19 protein-coding genes and 2 pseudogenes are annotated in these 23,148 nt (G+C 44.2%); 12 read left to right on the top strand and 9 right to left on the bottom strand.

Annotated features, from left to right (window positions below):
* Nucleotides 1-26 precede the first annotated feature (26 nt).
* Nucleotides 27-728 (bottom strand): transglutaminase family protein, encoded by a 702-nt coding sequence (locus DRB05_RS21360; RefSeq protein ID WP_128728703.1) that lies wholly within the window; start codon nucleotides 726-728, stop codon nucleotides 27-29.
* Nucleotides 729-965: 237 nt separating this feature from the next.
* On the opposite strand from DRB05_RS21360, the gene DRB05_RS21355 reads away from it, so the two are divergent.
* Nucleotides 966-1,364, top strand: a complete 399-nt coding sequence (locus DRB05_RS21355) for a hypothetical protein (protein WP_128728702.1) — start codon at nucleotides 966-968, stop codon at nucleotides 1,362-1,364.
* Here DRB05_RS21355 and DRB05_RS21350 read toward each other — a convergent pair.
* Nucleotides 1,361-2,050, bottom strand: a complete 690-nt coding sequence (locus DRB05_RS21350) for an AraC family transcriptional regulator (RefSeq protein WP_128728701.1) — start codon at nucleotides 2,048-2,050, stop codon at nucleotides 1,361-1,363. The genes DRB05_RS21355 and DRB05_RS21350 overlap by 4 nt on opposite strands.
* Before the next feature lie 36 nt (nucleotides 2,051-2,086).
* Nucleotides 2,087-3,010, bottom strand: a complete 924-nt coding sequence (locus tag DRB05_RS21345; protein ID WP_128728700.1) for a manganese-dependent inorganic pyrophosphatase — start codon at nucleotides 3,008-3,010, stop codon at nucleotides 2,087-2,089.
* Between the two features lie 207 nt (nucleotides 3,011-3,217).
* On the opposite strand from DRB05_RS21345, the gene DRB05_RS21340 reads away from it, so the two are divergent.
* Nucleotides 3,218-3,703 carry a hypothetical protein gene (locus DRB05_RS21340; RefSeq protein ID WP_128728699.1) on the top strand — a complete coding sequence of 162 codons (486 nt, stop codon included), beginning with the start codon at nucleotides 3,218-3,220 and terminating at the stop codon, nucleotides 3,701-3,703.
* A gap of 24 nt (nucleotides 3,704-3,727) precedes the next feature.
* Nucleotides 3,728-4,537, top strand: coding sequence for a bifunctional DNA-formamidopyrimidine glycosylase/DNA-(apurinic or apyrimidinic site) lyase (gene mutM, locus DRB05_RS21335; RefSeq protein ID WP_128728698.1), 810 nt, complete (start codon nucleotides 3,728-3,730; stop codon nucleotides 4,535-4,537).
* 13 nt (nucleotides 4,538-4,550) lie between these two features.
* Here mutM and DRB05_RS21330 read toward each other — a convergent pair whose 3' ends face one another.
* Both DRB05_RS21330 and DRB05_RS21325 read right to left on the bottom strand, forming a co-directional pair.
* Nucleotides 4,551-6,170 (bottom strand): FapA family protein, encoded by a 1,620-nt coding sequence (locus DRB05_RS21330; protein ID WP_128728697.1) that lies wholly within the window; start codon nucleotides 6,168-6,170, stop codon nucleotides 4,551-4,553.
* 164 nt (nucleotides 6,171-6,334) lie between these two features.
* Nucleotides 6,335-7,228, bottom strand: coding sequence for a LysR family transcriptional regulator (locus DRB05_RS21325; protein WP_128728696.1), 894 nt, complete (start codon nucleotides 7,226-7,228; stop codon nucleotides 6,335-6,337).
* A 110-nt stretch (nucleotides 7,229-7,338) separates the two neighbouring features.
* On the opposite strand from DRB05_RS21325, the gene DRB05_RS21320 reads away from it, so the two are divergent.
* The 7 genes and pseudogenes from DRB05_RS21320 to DRB05_RS21285 all read left to right on the top strand — a co-directional run.
* The gene (locus DRB05_RS21320; RefSeq protein WP_128728695.1) at nucleotides 7,339-8,907 is read left to right on the top strand and encodes an NADH-quinone oxidoreductase subunit L; all 1,569 of its coding nucleotides are present in this window, start codon (nucleotides 7,339-7,341) and stop codon (nucleotides 8,905-8,907) included.
* Nucleotides 8,907-11,342, top strand: a complete 2,436-nt coding sequence (locus DRB05_RS21315) for a DUF2309 domain-containing protein (RefSeq protein WP_128728694.1) — start codon at nucleotides 8,907-8,909, stop codon at nucleotides 11,340-11,342. Before DRB05_RS21320 ends, DRB05_RS21315 begins: the two co-directional genes overlap by 1 nt.
* 137 nt (nucleotides 11,343-11,479) lie before the next feature.
* Nucleotides 11,480-13,363 carry a hypothetical protein gene (locus DRB05_RS21310; protein WP_128728693.1) on the top strand — a complete coding sequence of 628 codons (1,884 nt, stop codon included), beginning with the start codon at nucleotides 11,480-11,482 and terminating at the stop codon, nucleotides 13,361-13,363.
* 324 nt (nucleotides 13,364-13,687) lie between these two features.
* On the top strand, nucleotides 13,688-13,978 hold the full coding sequence (locus tag DRB05_RS21305) for a helix-turn-helix transcriptional regulator (RefSeq protein WP_128728917.1): 291 nt from the start codon (nucleotides 13,688-13,690) through the stop codon (nucleotides 13,976-13,978).
* Nucleotides 13,968-15,317 carry a type II toxin-antitoxin system HipA family toxin gene (locus DRB05_RS21300; RefSeq protein ID WP_128728692.1) on the top strand — a complete coding sequence of 450 codons (1,350 nt, stop codon included), beginning with the start codon at nucleotides 13,968-13,970 and terminating at the stop codon, nucleotides 15,315-15,317. Before DRB05_RS21305 ends, DRB05_RS21300 begins: the two co-directional genes overlap by 11 nt.
* A 48-nt stretch (nucleotides 15,318-15,365) precedes the next feature.
* Nucleotides 15,366-16,483, top strand: a pseudogene (locus tag DRB05_RS21295) (hypothetical protein).
* Nucleotides 16,484-17,621: 1,138 nt separating this feature from the next.
* Nucleotides 17,622-17,954 (top strand): annotated as a pseudogene (locus DRB05_RS21285) (DUF3427 domain-containing protein); the annotation flags it as partial.
* A gap of 18 nt (nucleotides 17,955-17,972) precedes the next feature.
* Here the strand turns inward: DRB05_RS21285 and DRB05_RS21280 are convergent.
* Nucleotides 17,973-18,518, bottom strand: coding sequence for a hypothetical protein (locus tag DRB05_RS21280; RefSeq protein WP_240036280.1), 546 nt, complete (start codon nucleotides 18,516-18,518; stop codon nucleotides 17,973-17,975).
* 129 nt (nucleotides 18,519-18,647) lie between these two features.
* The gene (locus tag DRB05_RS21275) at nucleotides 18,648-19,508 is read right to left on the bottom strand and encodes a YicC/YloC family endoribonuclease (protein ID WP_128728690.1); all 861 of its coding nucleotides are present in this window, start codon (nucleotides 19,506-19,508) and stop codon (nucleotides 18,648-18,650) included.
* Nucleotides 19,509-19,661: 153 nt separating this feature from the next.
* On the opposite strand from DRB05_RS21275, the gene rph reads away from it, so the two are divergent.
* Together rph and pyrE are read left to right on the top strand one after the other, a co-directional pair.
* Nucleotides 19,662-20,375 carry a ribonuclease PH gene (rph, locus tag DRB05_RS21270; RefSeq protein WP_010377321.1) on the top strand — a complete coding sequence of 238 codons (714 nt, stop codon included), beginning with the start codon at nucleotides 19,662-19,664 and terminating at the stop codon, nucleotides 20,373-20,375.
* 21 nt (nucleotides 20,376-20,396) lie between these two features.
* Entirely contained in the window at nucleotides 20,397-21,041 is a 645-nt protein-coding gene (gene pyrE, locus DRB05_RS21265) for an orotate phosphoribosyltransferase (protein WP_128728689.1), read from the top strand.
* A 100-nt stretch (nucleotides 21,042-21,141) separates the two neighbouring features.
* Here the strand turns inward: pyrE and DRB05_RS21260 are convergent, their stop codons facing one another.
* Both DRB05_RS21260 and DRB05_RS21255 read right to left on the bottom strand, forming a co-directional pair.
* Nucleotides 21,142-21,855: a response regulator transcription factor gene (locus DRB05_RS21260; protein ID WP_128728688.1), complete on the bottom strand. Its 714-nt coding sequence runs from the start codon at nucleotides 21,853-21,855 to the stop codon at nucleotides 21,142-21,144.
* A 125-nt stretch (nucleotides 21,856-21,980) separates the two neighbouring features.
* Nucleotides 21,981-23,141 (bottom strand): M23 family metallopeptidase, encoded by a 1,161-nt coding sequence (locus DRB05_RS21255; RefSeq protein ID WP_128728687.1) that lies wholly within the window; start codon nucleotides 23,139-23,141, stop codon nucleotides 21,981-21,983.
* Between the last annotated feature and the right edge of the window lie 7 nt (nucleotides 23,142-23,148).

Below are 23,148 nucleotides of genomic sequence, written 5' to 3'. Positions count from 1 at the left end.
ATTACGGCTAGGTTGCTATTTTGAATTCAGTTGAAGCGCCCGGCCCTTACGCGTTTTACTCGAAGATTTATCCAATGTCTCAAGCAGTGAGCATACAACCACTGCTTGATGCCAGTTAGATTTTTGTGTTGCTGATAAAGCGTATCTGGATTTGTAAAAACCCCTAAATCGCTTGTGATACTTTGCTTTTGAATATATGCACCATTTAACGAAAAGCGATTATTGGGTTGCTGTAAACAGAGAGTGGAAATACCAAATCCAGTAAAGTTTTTTGCCATTGAAAACCGTTGCTGAACCTGTTTAAGGTAGCCGTCATCTATTATGTAACCTTCAAGCTCTACCCAGCGCTCCTCTAGATAAACCTCAACCCAACTATGGATAATACTTTTTGGGGCAAACCATGTCAGTTGGGTAGGAATTAACCCTTGCTTTAGATCGTTTGCTATCTCAAATCCATGAACTCGTGTTGGAATATCACAAGCCCTTAGTAGTGCAACCAATAATGTTCCTTTGGTATTACATTGTCCATAGCCTTGCTTAAGCACTTGGCTTGCAGTTAGTGTATCTGTCTCACTATAACCAAATTCAATGTCGTCTTTGACAAAGTTATAGATTTGCTCCGTTGCCGTGATCGCATTAAGTTGCCGCCAATTTTTTGCTTCTATTAAACTTTGGATCTCTGAATGTTGATAATCAACTAAGGGGGTAGTTACTAAAAATTGCTTCATGGTTATGCTCCTATTTTGGTAGCAGTGTGATACAACTTAGGCAACTAAGCTTGAATAAACTGGCTAAATTCATAGTTAGTTAATGGGTGTACAATTAGATTTTTTTATTTTGTATTTAGGGAAGGATCCTATGAGAAAAACAACAAAGATTGTTGATAAGGAATGTACTGAAAAAGCACGGAAGCAGCGACCAGATGACTGCGATGATATATATTACGGTTATGAAGGGTTGCTTGCATGAAATGGAAAGTCTTATTTTATTTCTTACTACTGACGTTTATTGCCTCAATCTATGATGCATTTACGCTGCCGGATCATTTAGCAATAGAATCAAGCATGTTTACTGGGATTGTGTTATTGGTCGCAGATCTCTTAAATGTATTTGGTGCCTTTTGCGTCGCTTATGGTAAGCGTCCTATCACGGATGTGTGGTTTTGGAGCGTGTCCTTAGCACTATTTGTTGCTGCTAATGTTTACATTCAGCTTCAGGCATTTATTCAGTTTCGTATTGGCTATACGGTCGATGAGATGATTGTTCATTCGATTATTTTTCTTGTCGTATTAACCATATCGTCGCTGCCTATGGTCAAGTTGATTGGTGAAGCTTATAAACAAGGTAATAAACCGAAGGCTTAGTTTATAGTGCTTTGTGTTTTTAATGCCTCAGTCGGTGTGATGCCAAACTGCCGTTTAAATGTACGGCTCAAATGAGCGCTATCTGCAAACCCCGCGAGCATGGCAGCTTGTGTAAGGTTGTTGCCTTGCTGTATGGCAACAACTGAGCAGATCAGCCTGCGCCACAGCACATAAGGTCGCCACGCTATCCCCACTTGCTCGGTAAAAAGGTGTAAAAAGCGACTTGGTGAGAGATAAAGTGACTCGGCAATCGTATTGGCGCTAAAGTGATTGGGTTTAAGGCAAGTTTGTGCGTTAAAGCATGCATCTAATTGCGTCAATACACTGCCAATTCGTGGATCTAGAGCCGTCGTCGGGAGCTCGGTAAGCCCTACTGTGCGTATTAACTCGGCAAGCTTGGCATTGCTCTTTGGTGCAGTACTTATCTTGATTGCTGCACAGCCGTTGCTCTGGAGTTGCTTACCATACAAGCTTTTTGGTTCGACTAATATTACCCATCCTGAGGTCATTTTTAAGCTATGCTCTACGCCGCCTGCAATTACGCTTGGGCCAAATAGCGTCTTGTCACCGACTTGTGCGATACAGTCGCTCAAGGGCAGGTTGATTTGAATAAGGTGATGTGAATGGCACGCGGCATTCAAGTCTTTGACAAAAGAAGCGAATATACCCGGAGTGAGGTGCAGCATAAAAAACAGCCGAGGCGTTCACCTCGGCGGACAGTATTAACCAGCAAATGCGTCTTGCAATGGTGGTACAACTTGCTTTTTACGGCTCAGTACACCGTCTAACCATACTTTGCTTGCTTCAGGCTCAACGTCGTATGCTTTTGCGATGATCGTTTCATCATCAGAAGCGATCAGCATTTGTGAGCCTTCTTTCATGATATCAGTAAGTAGCAGCATCACACTGTGGCGATTACCTTCTTCTTTTAATTTCGCGATATCGGCATGTAGCTCATCTTTGATCTTATCAAATACAGCAAGATCAACTACTTCAAGCTGGCCAATACCAACAAGGTTACCATTCATGTTAAAGTCTTTGAAATCACGCATGACCAAGTCACGAATTGGTGTGCCTTCAACTGCTGACTTCACTTTGAACATTTCCATGCCAAGCTCTTTTGCATCATCAACACCCGCGATTTTTGCAAGTGCTTCAACACATTTAATATCCGCAGTAGTACAAGTTGGTGATTTGAAGATGACTGTGTCGCTTAGGATTGCACACATCATGATCCCAGCAATATTTGCTGGGATTTCTACATCGTAGAAGTCGTACATCATTTTAATAATCGTGTTACTACAGCCAACAGGGCGGATCCAACACTCAAGTGGTGTTGAAGTCGTAAGGTCGCCTAGTTTGTGGTGATCAACTACGCCAACCACAGTTGCTTTATCGATGTCGTCTGGTGCTTGTGTTTTTTCAGTGTGATCAACGATATACACATCTTCACCAGCATAGCTCATCTTAAGCTCTGGTGCTTCAAAACCAAAGCGGTCAAGAATAAACTGAGTCTCTGGTGAGACTTCACCCAAGCGCGTAGGGATCGCTTCTTCACCAATTTGGTTTTTTAGATAAGCAAGTGCGATTGCACCGCAAATTGAATCTGAATCAGGGATCTTATGACCCACTACATACATTGCCATTGACGGAACTCCTTAAAATTTTGCCCACATTCTAGCAAAATAACTTGCCATTTAAATAGTGTAAATGCGCAATTTGGCGTAGATAGGGTGCGGTAATGACAGATTGTTAAATTAGGCGGAATCGCCTCGGCGAGCAAGGGCTAATTGAGCATGTATAAATGCAAATTAGTATTATACACTAACCGTTCAAACGCTTAGGAGATGGGTATGATTCAAATGAGCCGTAAGGCGTGGAATAACGTGGTGATCTTTTCCATGTTACTGATGATCTTTTTTCTCAACGGACTCCACTATAAATTGAATCCCAGCGACGACAAAGCAAAGATACAAGCTGTGCTACCAGAACAAAGTTTTGTCCTAACCGTGGCATTTCCTGGCTATAAAATTGAACGTATTGGTACAAGCTGGCGTATAGAGCTACCGCAAGGCTCAAACCAGACCTTTAGTGAAGATACCCTAGGTGCGCTTGTCGCCAAATGGCAGAGTTTACAGCTATTGGTTGTTGAGGCGCCAAAGCAGTTGGAGCCCGCGCTCAGCGCTGCGCAGTTTTGGCTGGCAACTCAAGAGCTTCCGCTCAGCTATCAACTGTATCCAAGCGATAATGGCTTTGTATTATTTGATAAACAACAACAGCGTTGGTTTGAACTCGATACTGAGCAAGCCAAAGCATTATTTTTACCGATAGAATTGTAATACCACACAGTAATAGAGTGAATTATGCCTGAGTTACCAGAAGTCGAAGTGAGCCGTTTAGGCATTCAACCGTATTTAGAGCAACATATTATTCAATGCGTAAAAGTACACAATGGTAAGTTGAGGTGGCCTGTACCAGAGGAAGTGCAATTGCTTGAGGGTGAGAAGGTGCTTGCGGTTAAGCGTCGGGCAAAATATTTGCTTATAGAATCCAAGCATGGCACTGCGATTTTGCATTTGGGGATGTCAGGGAGCTTACGTGTTGTTGATGGCTCGGAGCCACTAAAAAAACATGATCATGTGGAGATCATTCTGGCCTCAGGTAAGTCGCTCAGATTGAACGACCCGCGTCGCTTTGGAGCCTTTTTATGGCAAGGTGTGGGTGAAGATCATAGCGTTTTTGAAAAGCTGGGTCCTGAGCCGTTGACTGAGCTTTTTACTGCAGAATATTTATTTGAAAAAAGCAGAGGCAAAAAGCAGCCGATTAAACAATTTGTTATGGATAATCATGTGGTGGTTGGTGTGGGTAATATTTATGCCAATGAATCTTTGTTTAAAGCAGGAATCCATCCCAAAAAAGAAGCAGGTAAAATTTCACTTAAACGCTACCAAGTACTGACACCGATCATCAAGGAAACCTTAAGTGCAGCTATCAAGCAAGGGGGAACTACGCTTAAAGACTTTGCCCAAAGTGATGGCAAACCGGGTTATTTTGCCCAAGAGCTGCTGGTGTATGGTCGAAAAGGTGCGCCTTGCGTGAGCTGCGAAACACCATTAAAAGAGATACGTCTAGGACAGCGCAGCACAGTGTATTGCTCTAAATGTCAGCGCTAAGGCAAAGTGCTGGCTAGGAGCCGGCGGTTTTAAAGTCTATCTTAACTTGGTTTTCTTGTAGCGTTGCTGAGCACGGGGGATAACTGCGAGTTGTTTTATGCACCCGGTCAAAGATGTGGATTTCAACCCCTGAATGAAGCGCTTTATTTGCCGCAAGCTTAGTGTTGTCGAGTAAATCGTGTAAGTCGTGATCAAGTTGGCTGAGCTTTTGCTCAAGGTGCTCGGCTTGCTGGCAGTAGTGCATTTGTGTTGCGCCAATTTTAGTTTTGAGTTGCTGCTTTTTAGCAGCATCTTTTACTAACTCCGCTTTTTCAATCGCTTGCTGTAATTGGTCTAAAGAATCATTGGTAGCGGCGACTTCTTTGAACAGGGTGTCGGTTTCTTGGGTGATTTTAAGACCTTTGCGTGCCAGATAAATCATCATTTTAGCGCCAGACTCACTGCCAATTTCACCTGCAACTACCATTTGCGCATCAATGATTGAGCCCCCTATCAACTTGCCACTCGGTTGTTCGCCTGTACCAACTTGTATCAGCTTTTGCGCTTTAATATCGCAGTGGTTACTTTGCTTGTTGATAATAATGTTATCGCCTTCAAGGTAAGTATATTGGCCGTGGGCAATCTCAACATTGCCTTTGGCGATAAGTTTGCAGGTTAAGCCTTGTTCATTATTTTGATGGTCAACGTGGCCGATAACACCACCTCGTACTTCAATATTGCCGCCAGCAACTAACTCTCCGGACTCCACTGTGCCGAGCACTGTGATATCGCCTTGGGCGGTTACGCGCATACCTGGTTCAATATTATGGGTGACTACTACACTACCATTAAAGTCGACGTGACCACTTTTTACTGTGACGTCGGCAATGGTAAATACGTCATCAACGCGCATACCGTTGGTGATATCAGAGGGGCAACCTGCGATAGTAGCAATGAGCTCTAGTGGATTACTAGGGTTGATCTCAGTACCTTCACCCGCTACAAGCTGGAACGAATCGCCGGGTTTTGCTTCAATGCTCTCACCGGTTACAGTAAAGCCTTCTTTACCAGGCGTTGCGGGCTTTTGAGTCACCAGTAAATCACCGGGCGAAACGCTTGCAAGCTTGCCAAAGTCACGCATATCAACGGTGCCATCTTCACGCATTCTAGGCTGCTTAAGTCGTTCTTTTAGCGTTTGTATATGTGGCAGTAATTTGGCTGACTGGCCGTCTTGCGGTGGTCTACCTTGGGCGATTAACCCAGATGCTTCTTCACCAGGTGGAATTTCAAATTGTTTACGTAGGATATTTTCAAGGTAGGCTTGCTTATAGCCACGGCTTACGCCTGCTTTAACTATGATCTTTTTCGCTTCTTCTAATGATATTGCTTTACCACCACGAGCAGTTTTAAGCTGCCCAAAGGCCTGCATTTTATCGTCGCTTAAGGTAACTTCAAATTTTGCATCATGCTGTTTAGCAACCACAATTTGACTTTCAGGAAAGTCGCTTTGGAAAAAGGCCTTAATCGAGTCGTGATCGATTTCGCAATCAGCAAATTGCGACTTTTCAAGGGCTTCGATCACAAACGCAGCACTTGGCGGTGAAGCTGACTTCACATCCATTAAGATATTGCCATTGTGCGCAAGCTTGAACACGATAACTGCCTCGTCGAATTTTTATCCTATAGTTTCAGCTTGCTAAAGAAACATCAATTGGTCAAGTGCTTAGGCCAATTTTCTTACGTTAATATGGGCTAAGTTAAAAATCAGAAATAAAACGTGATTTTCTAATACTTCCAGGTGAATAAAAATCAGTAAGCTTAAAAATGTGTGGACTTGTCATGCGCTTCTTGCAGCAGGATTTTAATCGCTTCAGGAACAACCTTTTTCTGTGTTGAAATGGCATAAAAATACTCATAAATATTAGGCAGTTCCTGATACTGCTGTAGTACCCCTTGGGCTATTTCGTCTTTTACTACTACGGCAGGTAAAACGGCCACCGCGCCACTGTCTCGTGCCAGTAGTCGCATCATCGCCATATCGTCGACCTCTGCCAAAATGTTGGGAAAGTACTGATGCTGAGCGCATAGTGCATTAAATGCGGTGCGTAAATCTGAATTGGCGGGTGGCAAGATCCAGCGTGTTTTTTCAAAACCTTGTGGAAACTGTGTGCTGGGTTTAAGTGCAGGTGGGCCAACAATCGCAAGCGGTTGCTTTGCAACTAGTTGACACTGCCAGTAGGGGTCTGAAGTATCTAGGTTAATCGTTCTGTTGGTAAGTACTAAGTCCAGCTCATAATTGGTTAAGCCGTTGAGCAGCTCAGAAATACTGCCTGACTTTAACTTAAATTGCACATCGCTGCGTCGCATCAAAGGACTAATAAAAGCTTCTACAAAGTTACGTGACAGAGTGGTCAACACCCCGATAGTTACATGGGTGGTTGACTGCACGCCTTTGCTTAACAAGGCTTCGAGTTCTTGACCTGTGGTAAAAATATCATCGGCATAGCTCAGCACCTTTTTACCCTGATTGGTGAGCATTAGACTACGGCCTACGCGTTCAAATAGCGATACCCCGATATTATGCTCTAACTGTTTGATTTGCGAAGAGAGTGCAGACTGCGAAACATGTAACTCTTTAGCTGCTTGAGTCAAATTTCCAATCTTAGCAACCTGCCAAAAGTAGTAAAGGTGGTGATAATTAAGTCGGCTCATCTATATATAAGTAAAACAGAACGAATAGTTAAATTATATCTATTTTTATTAAATTAAAAAGGCTGGAATAATGATCTAATTAGAGATTTAGGTGAGAAGCATAGAAAGTAATGATTAATATCTTAGTGGTGCTGTTGCTATTACACTTTTTGATTGCTGCGTCTTTCATGAGCAAAGCGTCTTGTCGTAACACTGGGCTATTTCGTATCGCGAACGGTTTTGCTATCGGCGTGGTAATTTGTATCGCTTTTGGCTGGGGGAGTTGGGCAACGCAAGGTGATATTGCCAGTGGCTTGTTTGAAATAAACTTTTTACGGCTTAGTGTGGTGTCATTGATTGGCTTTATGAGCTTTATTTTACTGCGCTACTCCATTCATTATTTACATGGTGAAAAACACCGGGGCCGTTATTTTCGCTATCTACTCACCACCTTACTGAGTGTAACTATTGTGGTGCTCAGTAATCACCTCATTCTATTTTGGTTGGCTTGGGTCGGCATTAGTTTGAGCCTGCACCGTTTACTGCTATTTTACCCTAACCGCCCGAGAGCGACATTGGCCGCCCACAAAAAGTTTATATTGGCACGCTTGGCAGAAAGTGCATTGCTGGGGGCTTTTATTTGTATCTACCTCAGCACTGGCATGCTCCAGATTAATGACATCACTGACTATTACTTAACTCACTCAACGACACTCACTGTGTTAGATCAATCAGCAGCTGGCTTACTTGCAATTGTGGCACTGATAAAGTGCGCGCAACTGCCTGTGCATGGCTGGTTGATGCAAGTAGTTGAATCACCCACACCGGTAAGTGCTCTGTTACATGCAGGGATCATTAATCTGGGTGGTTTTTTGGTGATGATATTTGGCCCTTTGATTTTACGCGTAGAAGCTGCGAAATGGCTGCTCTTGATTGTGGCAGGAATAACGACATTATTGGCCGCACTTATCATGACAACGCGGATCAGTTTAAAAGTGCGCTTGGCTTGGTCAACCTGTGCACAAATGGGATTGATGCTAGTGGAGTGTGCTTTGGGGCTATATGAATTAGCGCTACTACACTTATTGGCGCATTCAGCCTACAAAGCCCACGCATTTTTAAACTCAAGCCAGTGGATCCATGAAGATTTGACTCGTCGCTTGAGCGACCAACTTGAACCACCCTTGTGGCAATGGCTTATTGCACTTGCCGTAGCAACTGGCCTCACTACAGCGGCTGCAATCGTTATTGAATATCAAGGCCCTGTCAGTATTTGGGGATTAATGGTTGGCGCATTAACGGTGTGGTTAGCGCTGCGTTTTGAGGCGCAAGCCCCTAGTAGCTATTTTAGAATCATCACCGCAGCTGTTGTGTTGTTGGCAGCCTATAGTGCGCAAAAGTGGCTATTGCACTTGGTGGTCGCGCTACCAAATGAGCTCAGGGCGCAAGCACTCGATGGTGCAGATCTTTGGTTGCTCGGCCTAGTAGTGTTACTCATCGTAGTAAATTATCTGCTCTATTACCGGGCGCATTTGGTAACGGTGCAAAAACTCTCTCGGGCGTTGTATGCCGGCTTGTATTTAGACGAGTGGATGACGCGTTTAACCATATTACTTTGGCCCGTCCATTTGCCAAGTATTAAAAAGCAGAAACACCTAGCCATTCATCGCTATGCTGCAGGGCACGAGGAGCAGAAGTAATGATAGAGACACAAGAAAACAAACAGACTCAGCTATCCAAGCCGCAACAGCAACAACTACTGAGCGCTGAAACACGTATTGCGCCAACTTGGCCGCTCGATCAATTAATCGCAGTGAATCCATTTTGGGGAATGCGCGATCTGCCTTTTGATGCTGTGGTCAATAAAATGAGCGCATTGGCACAGGTTAGAATGTTAATGCCCGTGGCATTTTATCTTGAACAATGGCAGCAAGAGGCGATTTCAGAGCAAGCGTTGCAGCAATCTGCGGCACATTACGGGGTGGAACGCAGTACCAGCGCACTACTTAATTGGCTCAAAAAAAGTCACTGCGGCGAGTTGCCACATTGGCATACATTAGCGGACTTGCTTGATCGCTACCGCTCTGAACATAAGATGCCATGGCAAGAGGAGATCAGCCAGCAAATCAGCCAATTTTGCGCCGCGCATTATCAGCAGGTGCAGCCTATTCTCAAACAAACCCAAGGTGAAGAGAGGCTCTGTTTGTATCGCCACTGGCATGAAACCGTATCGCGAGACTTGGGGATAAGCATCGTCATGGGGGAGTCAGGCTTAGTTGATTACTTTAAGGCTCTGCCAACATCACCTGAGTCTTTAATTGCACTCGCTGTCGACACCTTAGGGATTGGGTTTAATGAGCTGAGTGATTATGCGCACATGCTACTGCTAGACATTAATGGTTGGGCATCTTGGGCGGCTTATGAACGCTGGCAAGCAGATCTTGCCCAGCATCCAGCTTCCGATATGCGTGCGCTATTGGCAATTCGAATGGCGTGGGAGCTGGTGATTTGGCGTTATGTGAGTGAGCGCCATCCAACGACCTTTACCCGTATTCAATACCATTGGAACAAGCAAAAGCTGCAACTTGCTGAGATTGTGCTTGAACATAAAAAAGCATTGTTGCCACGGCTGGTATTTCAGCGGGCACTTGAGCTTAGTTATCAAGCCACTTTAGTGGGGCAGATAAAAGCTCAGCAGGTAAAACCTGAAGGCGCTCGTGAGCAAGCTACACCGACCTTACAAGCGGCTTTTTGTATTGATGTGCGCTCAGAGGTGATCCGCCGTGCGCTAGAAACTCAAAACGCTGGTATTCAAACCATAGGTTATGCAGGTTTCTTTGGCCTACCTATTGATTATCATGCGACTAACTGCCGTTTTAGTCGGCCCCAGTTGCCCGGATTGTTAAAAGCACCAATCACCGCAATACAAACGCCAGCCCCCCAGCACCTTGCCACAAAACGCCAGCAATCTGGCCGTTGGCATAGCTGGTCTCACTCTGCTGCGGCTTCATTTTCGATGGTGGAGTCGATGGGGATGAGTTACTTTTATCAGCTATTTAGCAAAGTGTTTTCACTGCAAGAAACTCAGCATCCCGTCGATAGCCATATTGATTCAAGGAAGTGGCAATTAAAACAAGGCGAACACGAAGTTACTGTTTTGGAGCAAGCTAAACTCGCAGCTGGCATATTAAAAGGGATGGGACTGACTGATGAATTTGCTGATACAGTCCTATTGGTTGGCCACGGAGCGCATACCACCAATAATTTACATGAAGCCGGGCTGCAATGTGGTGCATGTGGCGGCCAGTCGGGGGAAGTAAATGTTAAAGTACTTGCGCAACTTCTTAACGACCAAGCTGTACGCGCAGAATTAATTGCGCGGGGCATTACTATTCCATCGCAAACGCGGTTTGTTGCAGCGCTACATAATACCACCACTGAAACAATAATCCTCTATGGTGATGTAGATATAGAGGTAACCGGCTGGTTAAAGCAGGCATCGCACCAGGCTCGAGTGGAGCGTGCTCATACGCTTGCGATAACTGGCAAAGAGTTATCTGTACAGCAATTAGAGCAGCAATTTATAGCCCGGACTAAAGATTGGTCTCAAGTCAGGCCGGAATGGGGCCTTGCCAACAATGCAGCATTTGTGGTCGCACCGAGACAAGTTACGCAGGGAGTTGACTTGCAAGGCCGAGTCTTTTTGCATGAATACAGCGCCGAGCAAGACCAAGACTTTAGTCAGTTAACTGCTATTTTAACCGCTCCTATGCTCGTCACTAACTGGATCAATATGCAATATAACGCTTCGGTAACCGATACCCACAAATACGGCAGTGGTAACAAGGTGCTGCATAATGTAGTAGGGGGAAGGATTGGAGTGTTTGAAGGTAATGGCGGAGATTTGCGAATTGGCCTGCCAATGCAATCCGTTCACAACGGTGAAAAATGGATGCATACCCCACAACGTTTAAGCGTCATTGTACAAGCACCAACCGAGGCGCTTGAGCAAATCATGACAGCACACTCAGTTGTAAAACAATTGGTAGAAAACGAGTGGCTTTATCTTCTGTCTATTTCGCCTAATTGTAACGAAGTTAGACGATTTGATAATGGTAAGTGGGAACTTCTTTGAATTCAAACGAAACTCGTTGCAACTTAATAAGTTATTGTGCAGAGTATTGCAGAAATTGAAAGGTGTGGCAGGACGCTACGTAAGCTAAACGACCTCCTAGCCACCGACATTGGACTGTTTATACAAGGAGGCTGCTAGTGGCTTTTGATTATGGCTCTATTGATTTAGGGCTTAATAACCCATTTAAAACGGAAGGTAAAATCACTGCTATTCGTGGTGCAATACAAACTATTGCGGGCATTGCATTACTGGTGATTGCCGCCAGCTCCGTTAAGAGCGATGCGGGTATGGGTTGGATCATCATGCTATTTGGCATGTTGATTTTAGGTCTTGGGATCACTTCTCTTGCAAAAGGAATATATGCAACGCTGCGCTTTTTTGTGGGTCGTAATCACCCCACCTCTTTAGCTTATAACTTCAGTAAGTCAGAAACTTCAACCGCCCAGCAAGAAAAGGCTGATGTGGCTTACCGTGCTAAAACGCTAGAAGAAATGTTGATTGGCCGAAAGAACAGCACGTTTGTAGAACCGAAAGGTTTCTTATCGCGTTTACTTCACAGCGTTGCACCTAAATTACTTTTTCTCCCTTATCCTATCAGAAATATGAGCCAACGCTTATTTGGTGCATGGGTGAGTACATTAACCGCACTCGTGCTTTATGGTGTGGTGGCGTTTGTATCGCTATCGGGCTTTGCCGGTGATGCTGGGGAGCTGACTTTTCCAATCTATAGCACCTTACTGATGATATATATTTTGTCATGTTGGTACAGCGCGGCTAAACCGATTTCACGCAAAGCGGAACATGCTATTGAATCTTTGGGGAGCGCGACCCTTGCTAAAGTGATTTCGCTCTCTTTTGTGCTACCAATCTTGATAGGCCTAACTTTGTCTTACATCATGGATGAAGGGAAGTTAAGTAAAGCCGATATTGAGCTCTTTTTTGCGCCTTTGCCTAGTCTTCATACTTGGGCTTATCTCACGGGCGTTATCGTGCTTGCACTTGGCTGTAGCGCCATTATTGCTGTTATGCTTAAAGCGCGTTTAGATAAAGTAAACCCAGTGGTTGAAGTGTCTGAATTAAGAGAAAACTGGCAAGAGTCCGTACATCCAAACGAGATATTTATTAACTTAGACAACTTGGTGATGGCAAATCGCCGCTATAAAGAAGTACCAAACCGGGTTTATCGTGAGCTAGATCCGAGCTTGCAAGAACAAGTTGATGGTAAAGGTGGCTTTAAAGGCGAAATGATCCAAGAAGTACAACCTAAAGTTCTCCCCCTAGATTTAGGTAAATCATTTGAGCGCTTTAGGTTTTTATCTTTGCTTGGTGGTAACTTACTGCTACTAGTGACCCTTGGGTTAAGTGTCTTTTTTGCTTATGCCGTAGTAGATATTTACCACTATGTAACGAGCGCCAATATCAGTAATTTTTCTAGTGCCTTCAGCGAAGAAAACATCGCGTCGTTCAGCGCCGTTGTGATGGTAGCCGTACATATACTGCTAAGTGGCTTATTGATTAAATCGTTTGCATCAATGCTCAACAATGCTGCGCACGTATTTTATGCCGAGATGCAGTTTGAATCTCTGCTGGTTTATTTTAAATGTGAAGGGACATTTACTGAGTCTAAAATATCAACGGGTACTGGCATTCACGATTCCACACGCTCTGAAAATACGCTAGTACGCAGCAGTATTACCCCTTGGGTAGTGGTGTCGAGAATAGTATCAACGACCTTCGCTGCCACGGGCATGAAAAACCTAGAGCACCCAAGACATATTCTAGAAATGCATAAAGACGATGCACAGCTAAGCGACATCCGTAAAGATGTGATTAGTTTCTTAAAAGATCGGGAGTCCATTGCCGCAATTACCAGCGAGCGTGATTTAGGTAACGCCTCACAAGTATACCAACTCAACCAGCAAACGAGAGCTGTGGACCAAAACCACCAACTGCGTGCAAGTAGTGACGAAGCCGGTGCTTATCTGCGCCGAGAAGAAGCACTCGAAAATAAAGAAGAGTAAAATACAAATGCCACCCTCGGGTGGCAATCTAAACATATAAAAACTCAAAAACTTATCGAAAAGAAACCGCTCAAAAATGCCTGTTTTCCTACCAAACTGCCCACCACTTGTCTATGGCTTTTACTAAATCTTAGTGGTGCTTCTTGGCTATGACTACGGAAAAACAGTGCCGTTTTTGTGCTGCTGTTAGAGCTAAAACATAGCAGTTTTGAAGGGCTTTAGCGAGTGATTTTTCAACATATTATTTATTATGGATACAATAATGTCCATTTTCTGCTTTATTTCGCTATAATGGATATAACTGTGTCCATTTGGTTTTTGCGGATGAATTTTACCTTACTTGATGATACCGATGTAAGCCAAGCTTATGCGGCTTATTTGCGTGAGTTACGAAAGCAGGCAAAACTGTCACGATCTGCATTGGCTGAGCGAAGCTGTGTACCTGCGGCCACCATTAAGAAGTTTGAGCTAACTGGGCAAATTTCATTTCGCCAATTGTTGTTGCTCTGGCAAACCCTCGACTCATTGGATAGGCTTTATCAGCTCACACAATCTAACAAAGAGCGCGCTACAATGCCCTCTAGTATTGATGAGGTGCTAAAAGATGAGTTTTAAACCCATTCAAAAACTCATGGTAACTCGTAGATTAAGCTCAGGTGAGCAGGTTGCTGTAGGGGTCTTGGCGCAGAATCGGCAAGGCGTTTTTTTTCAGTATGCAGACAGCTATTTGCAGCAGTTTGGCAATTTATCACCTTTTACTTTGCATTCGAGCACACAAGTTCAAGTCGCACCTAAAGCGCCGCATCAAGGTGTACATGGCGTATTTGGAGATTGTTTGCCCGATGGCTGGGGCATGCTGTTGCAAGATCGTATTTTCCGGCAAAAGGGCATCCTGCCTAATCTATTAACGGCGATGGATAGGTTAGCCTTTGTCGGTGATAAAGGCATGGGAGCGCTGTCTTTTTCTCCAGTGTCTGAGTTTTCAACCACGACGAACGCTAACATTGATTTAGCTACTTTAGGCTTAGAAGCGCAAACGCTGTTCGATTCTTCAATGTCAGATTATATGGATGATAATCACGATGAGTTAGATGGACATACTCAGCAGGTACTGGCTGCATTAGTCGCGGGTGGTAGTTCGGGTGGGGCAAGGCCAAAAGCGCAGATTTATATGCCTGCTGGGGAAACTCAGCATTGTCGAACCTTTGCTCAGCTTGGAGATGAGGCTTGGCTGATTAAATTTACCTCGAAGAATCTCGCGCTCGGCCATGAAGAAGGTTTGTGTGAGGCGGTTTATTTACAAATGGCAGAACTTGCTAAGTGTCAACCGCCGCAATGGCAACTCATAGAAGCACCACCTACAAGCGGTGCGTCTGCCTGGTTGGCGCTTAAGCGTTTTGATTATGTCACGGAGCAGACCAATTTAAGCGGCAATCGCAGTTCAGGTCGCCTGCATATGCACAGCGCTTGCGGGCTGCTGGATGCAGACTTTAGAACGCCAAGTTTAGATTACATTGACTTGATCAAAGCCAGCCGTCAGTTGTGTAAATCACCAGCGGCTGGACAACTGCAATTTCGCCGCGCCGTTTTTAACCTGCTGTCGTCTAATCAAGACGACCACAGTAAAAACTGGGCGTTTTTGCAAGTGGATGACGGTCAATGGGATCCTGCCCCTTTTTACGATGTTACCTACAGCCCACATCCATTTAACGAGCATGCCACTGCGTTCGGAGGTTATGGCAAAGCGCCACCGCTTAAGGTGATGCAAAAACTAGCGACCAGTGCTGGTTATGGGAGTTGGCATGATGCAAGGCAAGTCATTGAAGAAGTTGCAGAAGCCATCAGTCAATTTACTTATCTTGCACAGCAGCAAGGGATCAGTAAAACGACAGCATCTGCGATCACTAAAACACTGGAGCAGCGCAAACAAGAAAATGCAGCGCTTTTTCAATGACAGTAAAACAAACTTTTCGATTCACAAAAAATACATAGCAAGGTCATCGTGAGCGAATATCAATACTATAAATTTGAGCGTCTGGATGGGTATTTAGATGCTAAAGCACGTCAAGCACTCAGAGCCATTTCAAGCCGTGCCGAGATCAGCGCTACGTCCTTTCAGGTGTATTACACCTACAGTGATCTAAAAGCAGAGCCTTTTGAGCTGATGTTAAAATACTTTGATATCGGTTTTTACTATGCCGATTGGGGCTCAATCGATGCCTACATCAAGCTACCAGCAGGAACGCTCCCTGAAGCTTTACTTGGCTTTTCAAGTGATGGGCTTCATGTTCACGAAAACGATGAGTGGCAGTTGCTGATCTTTTCCCTTGAGGAGTATGACGAGTATTTTGACGATGAGCATGCTGACGACTTTTTCCAGCATTTAGCCGCTTTACGCAGGGGGTTAATGCAAGGGGATTGGCGCCTTATGTACTTTATGTGGCTCAAAGAGTGCGATTTTAATGATGATGTTGAACGAGTGCCGTTAGTTCAATTCGATTTTGAGCACCTCAGTGAAGAGGAGCTGGCGTTTGCAGCGCTGTATGATATTCCTTTAGCATTGGTTAAGGCACTCGCCATGGTGCTGAACGCACAACCCAGTCACCAAGCCAAACAAATCCAGTTTCAGTTTGATACATGGCTCCATAGTCTCTCAGAAGCAGAGAAAGACATGCTATTACGCGCGCTGTTTGAGCAAGGCCAGTTAACCCGTCACCAAGCCTTAGCGCTGGCGCGAAAAGAACCTATCAACACAGACGAGATCTATTAATACTGGTTAACCACCGAGGTAGTTTCCCCTTTCATTGAGCAAGCGCAAAGTCAATTACAGCAAGAGCAAGCCGCAGCTCTCGCAAAAAATTAGCCATCGAAAAAGCAGAAAAAGAAAAAGTGTTGACGGATGTTTACAATCGGCGTGAGCACTACTGGCAGCAAGCACAAGAGCAAGCGGATCGAACTTGCGCCAGTGGTTACGATGCGGCATCACGCTATCTGCATCAGCTGTGTGAGGCCTATCAGTTCAAAGCGGATGAAGCGGCGCTTGAACAACGCTTTAAGCGCTTTGTTGTGGCGAATAATAGCCGTAAAGCACTTTTAAATCGTTTGAGTGATTTGCTTTAAACGATGAGGCTATAGGTCGGCCAAATGACGTGAGTAAAAAATATCATTCAGTTTTGATTGGTTGAAAGCTTGTATGTCCGCCTTTAGGTCTACAGATTGTTACCCATAAAGTCACTTTGTGTAGACCTCCAACCTCTGCATTCCCCCGTTCGGTAAAACGCATAGACGAGTACTCAACTTGCTTTGCACACTTTATCGCGCATAAAAGTGTAATATTTTGCATTTTTATGCGCTTAAATGTGTTGTTGCGTTCTAATTGAGCAAGACCTTCCCTTTTTTACAAGGCTTTTGGCACTCATCCCTGGGCTTTTGGGGCAGTTTGGGCAAGACCTTAATTCACGTCACTTAGCCACACCCTAACCCTGCCCACAGAGCATTTATTATTTGGGGCACTATCTACAAACTGGGGCAAACTCCTAAATGAACTCAACAGATCAGTGAGGCTTATTTGGAAAAAATAGAAACGATGAACCCAACTACACAATCACCCACAAACTCAGTACATTCAGCGCGTCAGCAGCGGATTTTGCGCTTGCCTAAGGTCGCAATCCATTTATGTTCTTTACTTGTTTGCAGAGATACTTGCTGAGAATTTCCGCGATACATTCGGATTGGCGTGCGACGTAGCTGTAACTTTAGTTATGGTAACGCCATTATCCTTAGACGTAATTTTAAGCTTGTTTATAAATATTAAGAGCCAGATTGGAGAGCTAGCTATTAGCTTAATGCATGACTACGCTCGCTTAATTGGGTTGGTTTTAAACGTGCGGGTGGTAGAGGTGTTAATGGCTAAAAAGCGCTTAAAGAATCAAACCGCACTTTTCACTGAATGCGAGAGCGTGTAAATTTATCTTTCATAATTAAAGGAATAGCAGTACTTATGAATCAAACTGGCATTTATGAGCAAATAATCACTAACTTGATCACGGGTCGCCTCAATAAAGAGCAATTCTACATTGGGGAGCGTGTGCTTGAACAAGCCGAAGCTGCAATATGGCTATCTCGGTTTCTAAGCAGGATCATTGAGTATGCGGTTAATTGCTTGCCTGCCGGAGACGACCAATTACAGCGTCAAATTGAGTTATCAAATCAATTGATATTATGGCTTAAAGATAGGGTCCGAGAAGATGAATTCTTCGATGAAAACGAAAAGCAGTTTTCGCCCACTACTATGTATCACGACTACGCGATAAATGAACAGCTTTTCCATTGGCAAAGCCAAAACTCAGCAAGGCCTGATTATGGTAGAGGTCTAGACTATGTCACTCACAAAGCAAAGGGTAAGCGACTTTTTCTGTTTGTTAGAGAGCAAGCAAAAGACGAATTTGGCAAAACCATAGGATTTGTTAATTTTGGCGAAGTTGACTATGTATCGCACATTGGTAGGCAGCCCATGAACATCACTTGGCAGTTGCGAAATTCTATGCCGGCATTTATGTGGAAACAGGCGGCTAAGTTAGCAATGGCTTAGCAGGTTGATATTGGAGCGTTAGCTTAATAAAGCGAGCATTTCCTTAATTGGCCAAATACAGTCTTTTTGTCCTTTAACCATGCAAGGGCGTTCAGCTAACCAGGCGGCAGTTCTATAAGGCGAACAATCCATGATGTTAATTTGGTCGAACCAAAGTTGATGTTCTATATCGCCTTTCATTTGATTCATCGTCCCTTGCACACTACGGTTATTGGCTTTGGCGATTGTTAGCGGGCCGAGTAATGAAGCTGCTTTTTGTAATTGCTGGTTAGTTGCACCTACTTTTAGCAAGGTATTCATAAAGCTATCAGCAAATAGAAAATCTAACTTTGCAAAATCTGGTTTGGTGAGACCAATAATAAATACCGGAAAGCGGGTTTGATTATGCATCAGGAGCACACAGTTTCTGCGTTGTATTGTGAGCAAATTAGCATGCCAATCTGACAAAGGGTGAGTGTTTGGCGTGCTTAAATCAGTCAGCTTTGCATCGGAACAAGCGGGTATAACTCCTTCATTGACAGGGAGCTTTGCAATGAGTTTTTGTGTACAGAAAAGGTTAATCATGCAGTTGCCTTTTTGTTCTAATAACAGTTGAAGTTTAGCGAAATTATGAAGGTTAATATACTTCATAAAATGAACCCAATAAAAAACCGCCGAGAGGCGGTTTTTCAAAGCTGATAGAATATCGGTGTGTTATTCAATATTTTGGATCTGCTCGCGCATTTGCTCAATTAGAACTTTAAGTTCAACGGCGGCGTTGGTGATGTCGCTGTTGATTGACTTTGAGGCTAGGGTGTTAGATTCGCGGTTGAATTCTTGCATCATAAAGTCTAAACGACGGCCACAAGCGCCTCCTTTTTTTAGGATTTTGTGGGTTTCTTTGACGTGTGACTTGAGGCGGTCGAGTTCTTCTGCAACATCTTGCTTTTGCGCAAGGTAAATCAGTTCTTGCTCTAGGCGGCCTTCGTCGATATCGGTTTTTAGTTCTTCTAATTTTTGTGAAAGTTTTTCACGTTGCCACTTAGTGACTTCAGGCATGTGGCCTTCAACGATGGCAACTTGCTCTAGAATACCGTCAAGACGAGTAGTGAGCATGGTTTCTAGGTTTTCGCCTTCACTTGCTCGTGCAGCTTTAAAGTCTTCTATTAGCTCATCAAAGCCACCTAACAGTTCGCTGTTTACGGTGTCTAAGTCGACTTCTTCGGCTTCCATTACGCCTGGCCAGCGTAGAATATCTACAGGATTAATATCACCGCCGCTTTGTGATTGTAGCCACTTTGCGCTTTCAACAAGTTGCTTTGCAAGCGATTCGTTAACGGTTAGTTGGCCAACGTGCGCAGGATTTGCGGTGAACTTTAGGAATACTTCAACTTTGCCGCGTTGTAGGTGTTTACGCAGGCGTTCACGTATTACTGGCTCTAAGCCTCTAAATTGTTCTGGTGCGCGGATAAAGGTTTCGAGGTAGCGTTGATTAACTGAACGAATTTCCCAAACCCCAGTGCCCCAGTCACCTTTCACTTCTTTGCGGGCGTAGGCGGTCATACTATGGATCATATAAAGTCCCTAAATTAGCTTGGTTTAACTGAGGCATTATAGCCGAATTTCCACACAGCCCTAAAGTGAATTTTATTTTTAGTCGGATCGCGTGGCATAGTCTCTATGATCCCTTTATAATGTACGGCAAATTTTGATGATGGGGGAACGTGGATGCGTCCAAGCGAAAGAACTGCAAATCAGATCAGGCCGGTTACATTTACTCGTAACTATACAATGCACGCTGAAGGCTCAGTAATGGTAGAGTTTGGTAACACAAAAGTGTTATGTACGGCTTCTGTAGAAGCGGGTGTGCCACGCTTTATGAAAGGTCAAGGCAAGGGCTGGATCACCGCAGAATACGGTATGCTTCCGCGCTCTACACATACGCGTAACAACCGTGAAGCGGCGCGTGGCAAACAAGGTGGTCGCACCATGGAGATTCAACGCTTAATCGCGCGTGCACTTCGTGCAGCAGTTGATTTAAAAGCGTTGGGTGAGAACACCATTACTATCGACTGTGATGTTATTCAAGCGGATGGTGGTACACGTACGGCGTCAATTAGCGGTGCTTGTGTGGCATTGGTAGATGCACTAACGCACATGCGTGCCAAAGGCATGATCAATGTAAACCCATTAAAGTTTATGATAGCGGCAATCTCGGTTGGGGTTTATAAAGGTCAGCCAATCACGGATCTAGAATATCTTGAAGATTCAGAAGCTGAGACCGACATGAACGTGATCATGACTGAAACTGGCAAGCTAATTGAGGTACAAGGTACTGCCGAGGGTGAACCTTTCTCGTTCGATGAGCTAGACGAGTTACTTGGCCTGGCAAAGCACTCAATTCGTGAGATCATCGATCTACAAAAACAAGCGTTAGCGTAATCAACACTCAGTAGGAAAGACATGAAACAGTATCAAAAAGAGTTTATTGAATTTGCCTTAGAAAAGCAGGTGCTTAAGTTTGGCGAGTTTACGTTAAAGTCTGGCCGTACTAGCCCTTATTTTTTCAATGCAGGCTTGTTTAACACGGGTCGTGATCTGGCCCGTTTAGGTCGCTTCTATGCTTCGGCATTGGAAGATGCTGGTATTGAGTTTGATGTGTTGTTTGGCCCAGCGTACAAAGGTATTCCTATCGCGACAACGACTGCGGTCGCGCTTGCCGATCATCACAATAAAGACGTGCCTTACTGCTTTAATCGTAAAGAAAAGAAAGAGCACGGTGAAGGCGGCAACTTAGTGGGTTCAGCGCTTGAGGGCCGTATCATGTTAGTTGATGATGTGATCACCGCAGGTACTGCGATTCGGGAGTCAATGGAAATCATTGCCGCTAACGGTGCAGATCTTGCCGGTGTATTAATCGCCTTGGATCGCCAAGAAAAAGGTAAAGCTGAACTTTCTGCTATTCAGGAAGTTGAGCGCGACTTTAGTACTCAAGTGGTGTCCATCGTGAAATTGGCTGATCTGATCACTTACCTTGAGCAACAAGGTGGTATGGATGCGCATTTAGACGCTGTTAAAGCATACCGTGATAGTTACGGTGTAGCGTAAGACCTATGGTTTTCTGCTAATGGCTAGCACTATGCTAGCCATCTATTTACTTCTCTTTTATCTTGGTTTGATTGTGCACCTGAACTCATCGGTGTTAAATTTAATTCAAACTCACTATCGGTATATGGCGTAGCGCCCAATTAGCAAGTTCAACACGGTTGCGTGAATTGGTTTTTTTAAACGCGCTATAAATATGCGTTTTAACAGTGTGACTGCTGATGTTTAGTCTATCCGCAATATCTTCGTTCTTCGCGCCAGCAGCAATAAGTTTGATCACAGATTTTTCTCTGCCGGTAAGCATATTTAACTCTTCACTACTTAAGATGATGTCGCTGTTAGGCAATGCTTGTGGCATGGCGGCAATCAGTTCACTAAATGCCTCTGAAATAGCACTACGACAGAACCAAAGCTCTCCTTTGAGCACGCTACTTAACCCTTGAAATAACGTCTCTGGTGGGGCGTTGCGATAAAGTATACCTTTCACATTGCCGAGTAATGCGGTTTTCTCATTTACACTTTCTTGAACCGCATTGAAAAGTACAACCTTGTGCTTCGCTGCTAACAGTTTTACTTCAGCACTGATAAGCTCATTGCAATCTCGGTGCTCTGTATCTACCAAAAATAACGCGGTTTGTTCACGCAGCTCAAGATCTGGTAGTCGAGTATCAACTTTGACTGTGTGCCCGAGCGTCTCGAGTACTTTAATAAGTACGGTGTAGTTTGCAGAGCCTGTGTTGGCTCGAGCATGCGTCAGAATAAAAAATGCTCTGTCTTGCCATGCTAGTGGATTGTTAGAATATTCCTTTACAAACATTGGAGTAGTACATCCTTTTTTATTCTTAATTAAAGTTAATATACATAAAGTTTACAAAAAATTAAGCTTTTTATTAGGCTCGAACTAAAAAGTTGAGCCTAATAAAGTGGTTGTGCATGCTCTAATTACTTATATAACGCGCGCCATGCACAGGTGCGATAACCATTTTTTTCAAAGAAGAAACGGCTACAGTTATCATCATAATTGTAGTTACCCACATCGATACGGTAACCACTGATATACCAGTTATGTAGTGAAATATGTCCACCGTTGTACAGCAGAGAAAAGTGAACGTGAGGACCGCTGGATTGACCGCCCTGGCATAATGCTGTTGCTTTATCGTCCGCGTAACGGCCAAGCCAAGCACCTGCAGAAATGACATCACCAGTGTTATATTGCAGGTTTTCCATATGGTAATACTGAGTCGAATAGCCGCTTGAATGAGTCACGCGAATATTACAAGCTGAGTAGCGGGTAACCGTACCGCCATGTGCTGCTTGAACCCAAGGTGTATTACTTCCCCAGCCACCTGAACCATTATTAAAATCAAGCGATGAGTAAGGGTAACCAGAGCCCGTATTTGAGTGTGCGCCACCGCTATACCAAGCGTAACCGGATGGCCATGGGAAGCTCATGCTAAAGCTAGCAGCGGATACCGCTTGTGTTGAAGCTTGTTCATTAAAAGCGATGCTGTTTTCTGCTTTTAATGCCAACGACTCACCGTTAAATAAAGTTTGGTAAGTATTGAGTAGGGCATCTACCGATGTGTGTGTTAGATCTGCAAGTGCGACTGTTGCTTCGTTTACTGCTGGTAACTTTTTAGCTTTGCCCTCATCGCGAAGTTTTTGAAATGCGTAGTATCTTGCACTCAAATTAAGTGCTACATCTTTTACTTGCGCATCAAACCCATGTTCATCAGAGAGTGTACCAAACGGTGCAAAGAGAGCTTGATTATTTGGGTTGCTTATCACACCTGACTCGAGCTCCATTAGTGCCAGCAATAACTTAGGGTTAATACTGGCGTATCCAGCATAGTGTAAGATCACTTCGAGCTTGTCTTTTAAATGCGGTGCAGTGCTATCAAGTACTTGCTGCCAATCTACCTGCTGTAAAGCATTACTGAAAAGGAACTGTTCAGGGTCTACGGCCATCACACTAGAAATAGGTAAGGTATTGATGTGTTCAGCAGTAAATTCAGGCATAGCTACAGAGTCATGCTGACCTGCTGCTGTTGCTTGATGTGAGAGGAGCGCGATTAAACACGCTGATAGATAGTGGCGTTTCATGTTGTAT

Source organism: Pseudoalteromonas sp. A757 (assembly GCF_004103285.1).
Taxonomy (GTDB): domain Bacteria; phylum Pseudomonadota; class Gammaproteobacteria; order Enterobacterales; family Alteromonadaceae; genus Pseudoalteromonas; species Pseudoalteromonas galatheae.
Note: the sequence above shows the minus strand (reverse complement) of the source record. Positions and strands in the feature narration are given on the sequence as shown.

Coding starts and splice junctions, on each gene's coding strand:
- DRB05_RS21360 (WP_128728703.1), bottom strand. CDS start 728: ATGAAGCAATTTTTAGTAACTACCCCCTTAGTTGATTATCAACATTCA.
- DRB05_RS21275 (WP_128728690.1), bottom strand. CDS start 19,508: ATGATCCATAGTATGACCGCCTACGCCCGCAAAGAAGTGAAAGGTGAC.
- DRB05_RS21350 (WP_128728701.1), bottom strand. CDS start 2,050: ATGCTGCACCTCACTCCGGGTATATTCGCTTCTTTTGTCAAAGACTTG.
- DRB05_RS21320 (WP_128728695.1), top strand. CDS start 7,339: ATGATTAATATCTTAGTGGTGCTGTTGCTATTACACTTTTTGATTGCT.
- DRB05_RS21345 (WP_128728700.1), bottom strand. CDS start 3,010: ATGGCAATGTATGTAGTGGGTCATAAGATCCCTGATTCAGATTCAATT.
- DRB05_RS21325 (WP_128728696.1), bottom strand. CDS start 7,228: ATGAGCCGACTTAATTATCACCACCTTTACTACTTTTGGCAGGTTGCT.
- DRB05_RS21305 (WP_128728917.1), top strand. CDS start 13,688: ATGAATTTTACCTTACTTGATGATACCGATGTAAGCCAAGCTTATGCG.
- DRB05_RS21280 (WP_240036280.1), bottom strand. CDS start 18,518: ATGATTAACCTTTTCTGTACACAAAAACTCATTGCAAAGCTCCCTGTC.
- mutM (WP_128728698.1), top strand. CDS start 3,728: ATGCCTGAGTTACCAGAAGTCGAAGTGAGCCGTTTAGGCATTCAACCG.
- DRB05_RS21315 (WP_128728694.1), top strand. CDS start 8,907: ATGATAGAGACACAAGAAAACAAACAGACTCAGCTATCCAAGCCGCAA.
- DRB05_RS21260 (WP_128728688.1), bottom strand. CDS start 21,855: ATGTTTGTAAAGGAATATTCTAACAATCCACTAGCATGGCAAGACAGA.
- pyrE (WP_128728689.1), top strand. CDS start 20,397: ATGAAACAGTATCAAAAAGAGTTTATTGAATTTGCCTTAGAAAAGCAG.
- rph (WP_010377321.1), top strand. CDS start 19,662: ATGCGTCCAAGCGAAAGAACTGCAAATCAGATCAGGCCGGTTACATTT.
- DRB05_RS21300 (WP_128728692.1), top strand. CDS start 13,968: ATGAGTTTTAAACCCATTCAAAAACTCATGGTAACTCGTAGATTAAGC.
- DRB05_RS21340 (WP_128728699.1), top strand. CDS start 3,218: ATGATTCAAATGAGCCGTAAGGCGTGGAATAACGTGGTGATCTTTTCC.
- DRB05_RS21355 (WP_128728702.1), top strand. CDS start 966: ATGAAATGGAAAGTCTTATTTTATTTCTTACTACTGACGTTTATTGCC.
- DRB05_RS21255 (WP_128728687.1), bottom strand. CDS start 23,141: ATGAAACGCCACTATCTATCAGCGTGTTTAATCGCGCTCCTCTCACAT.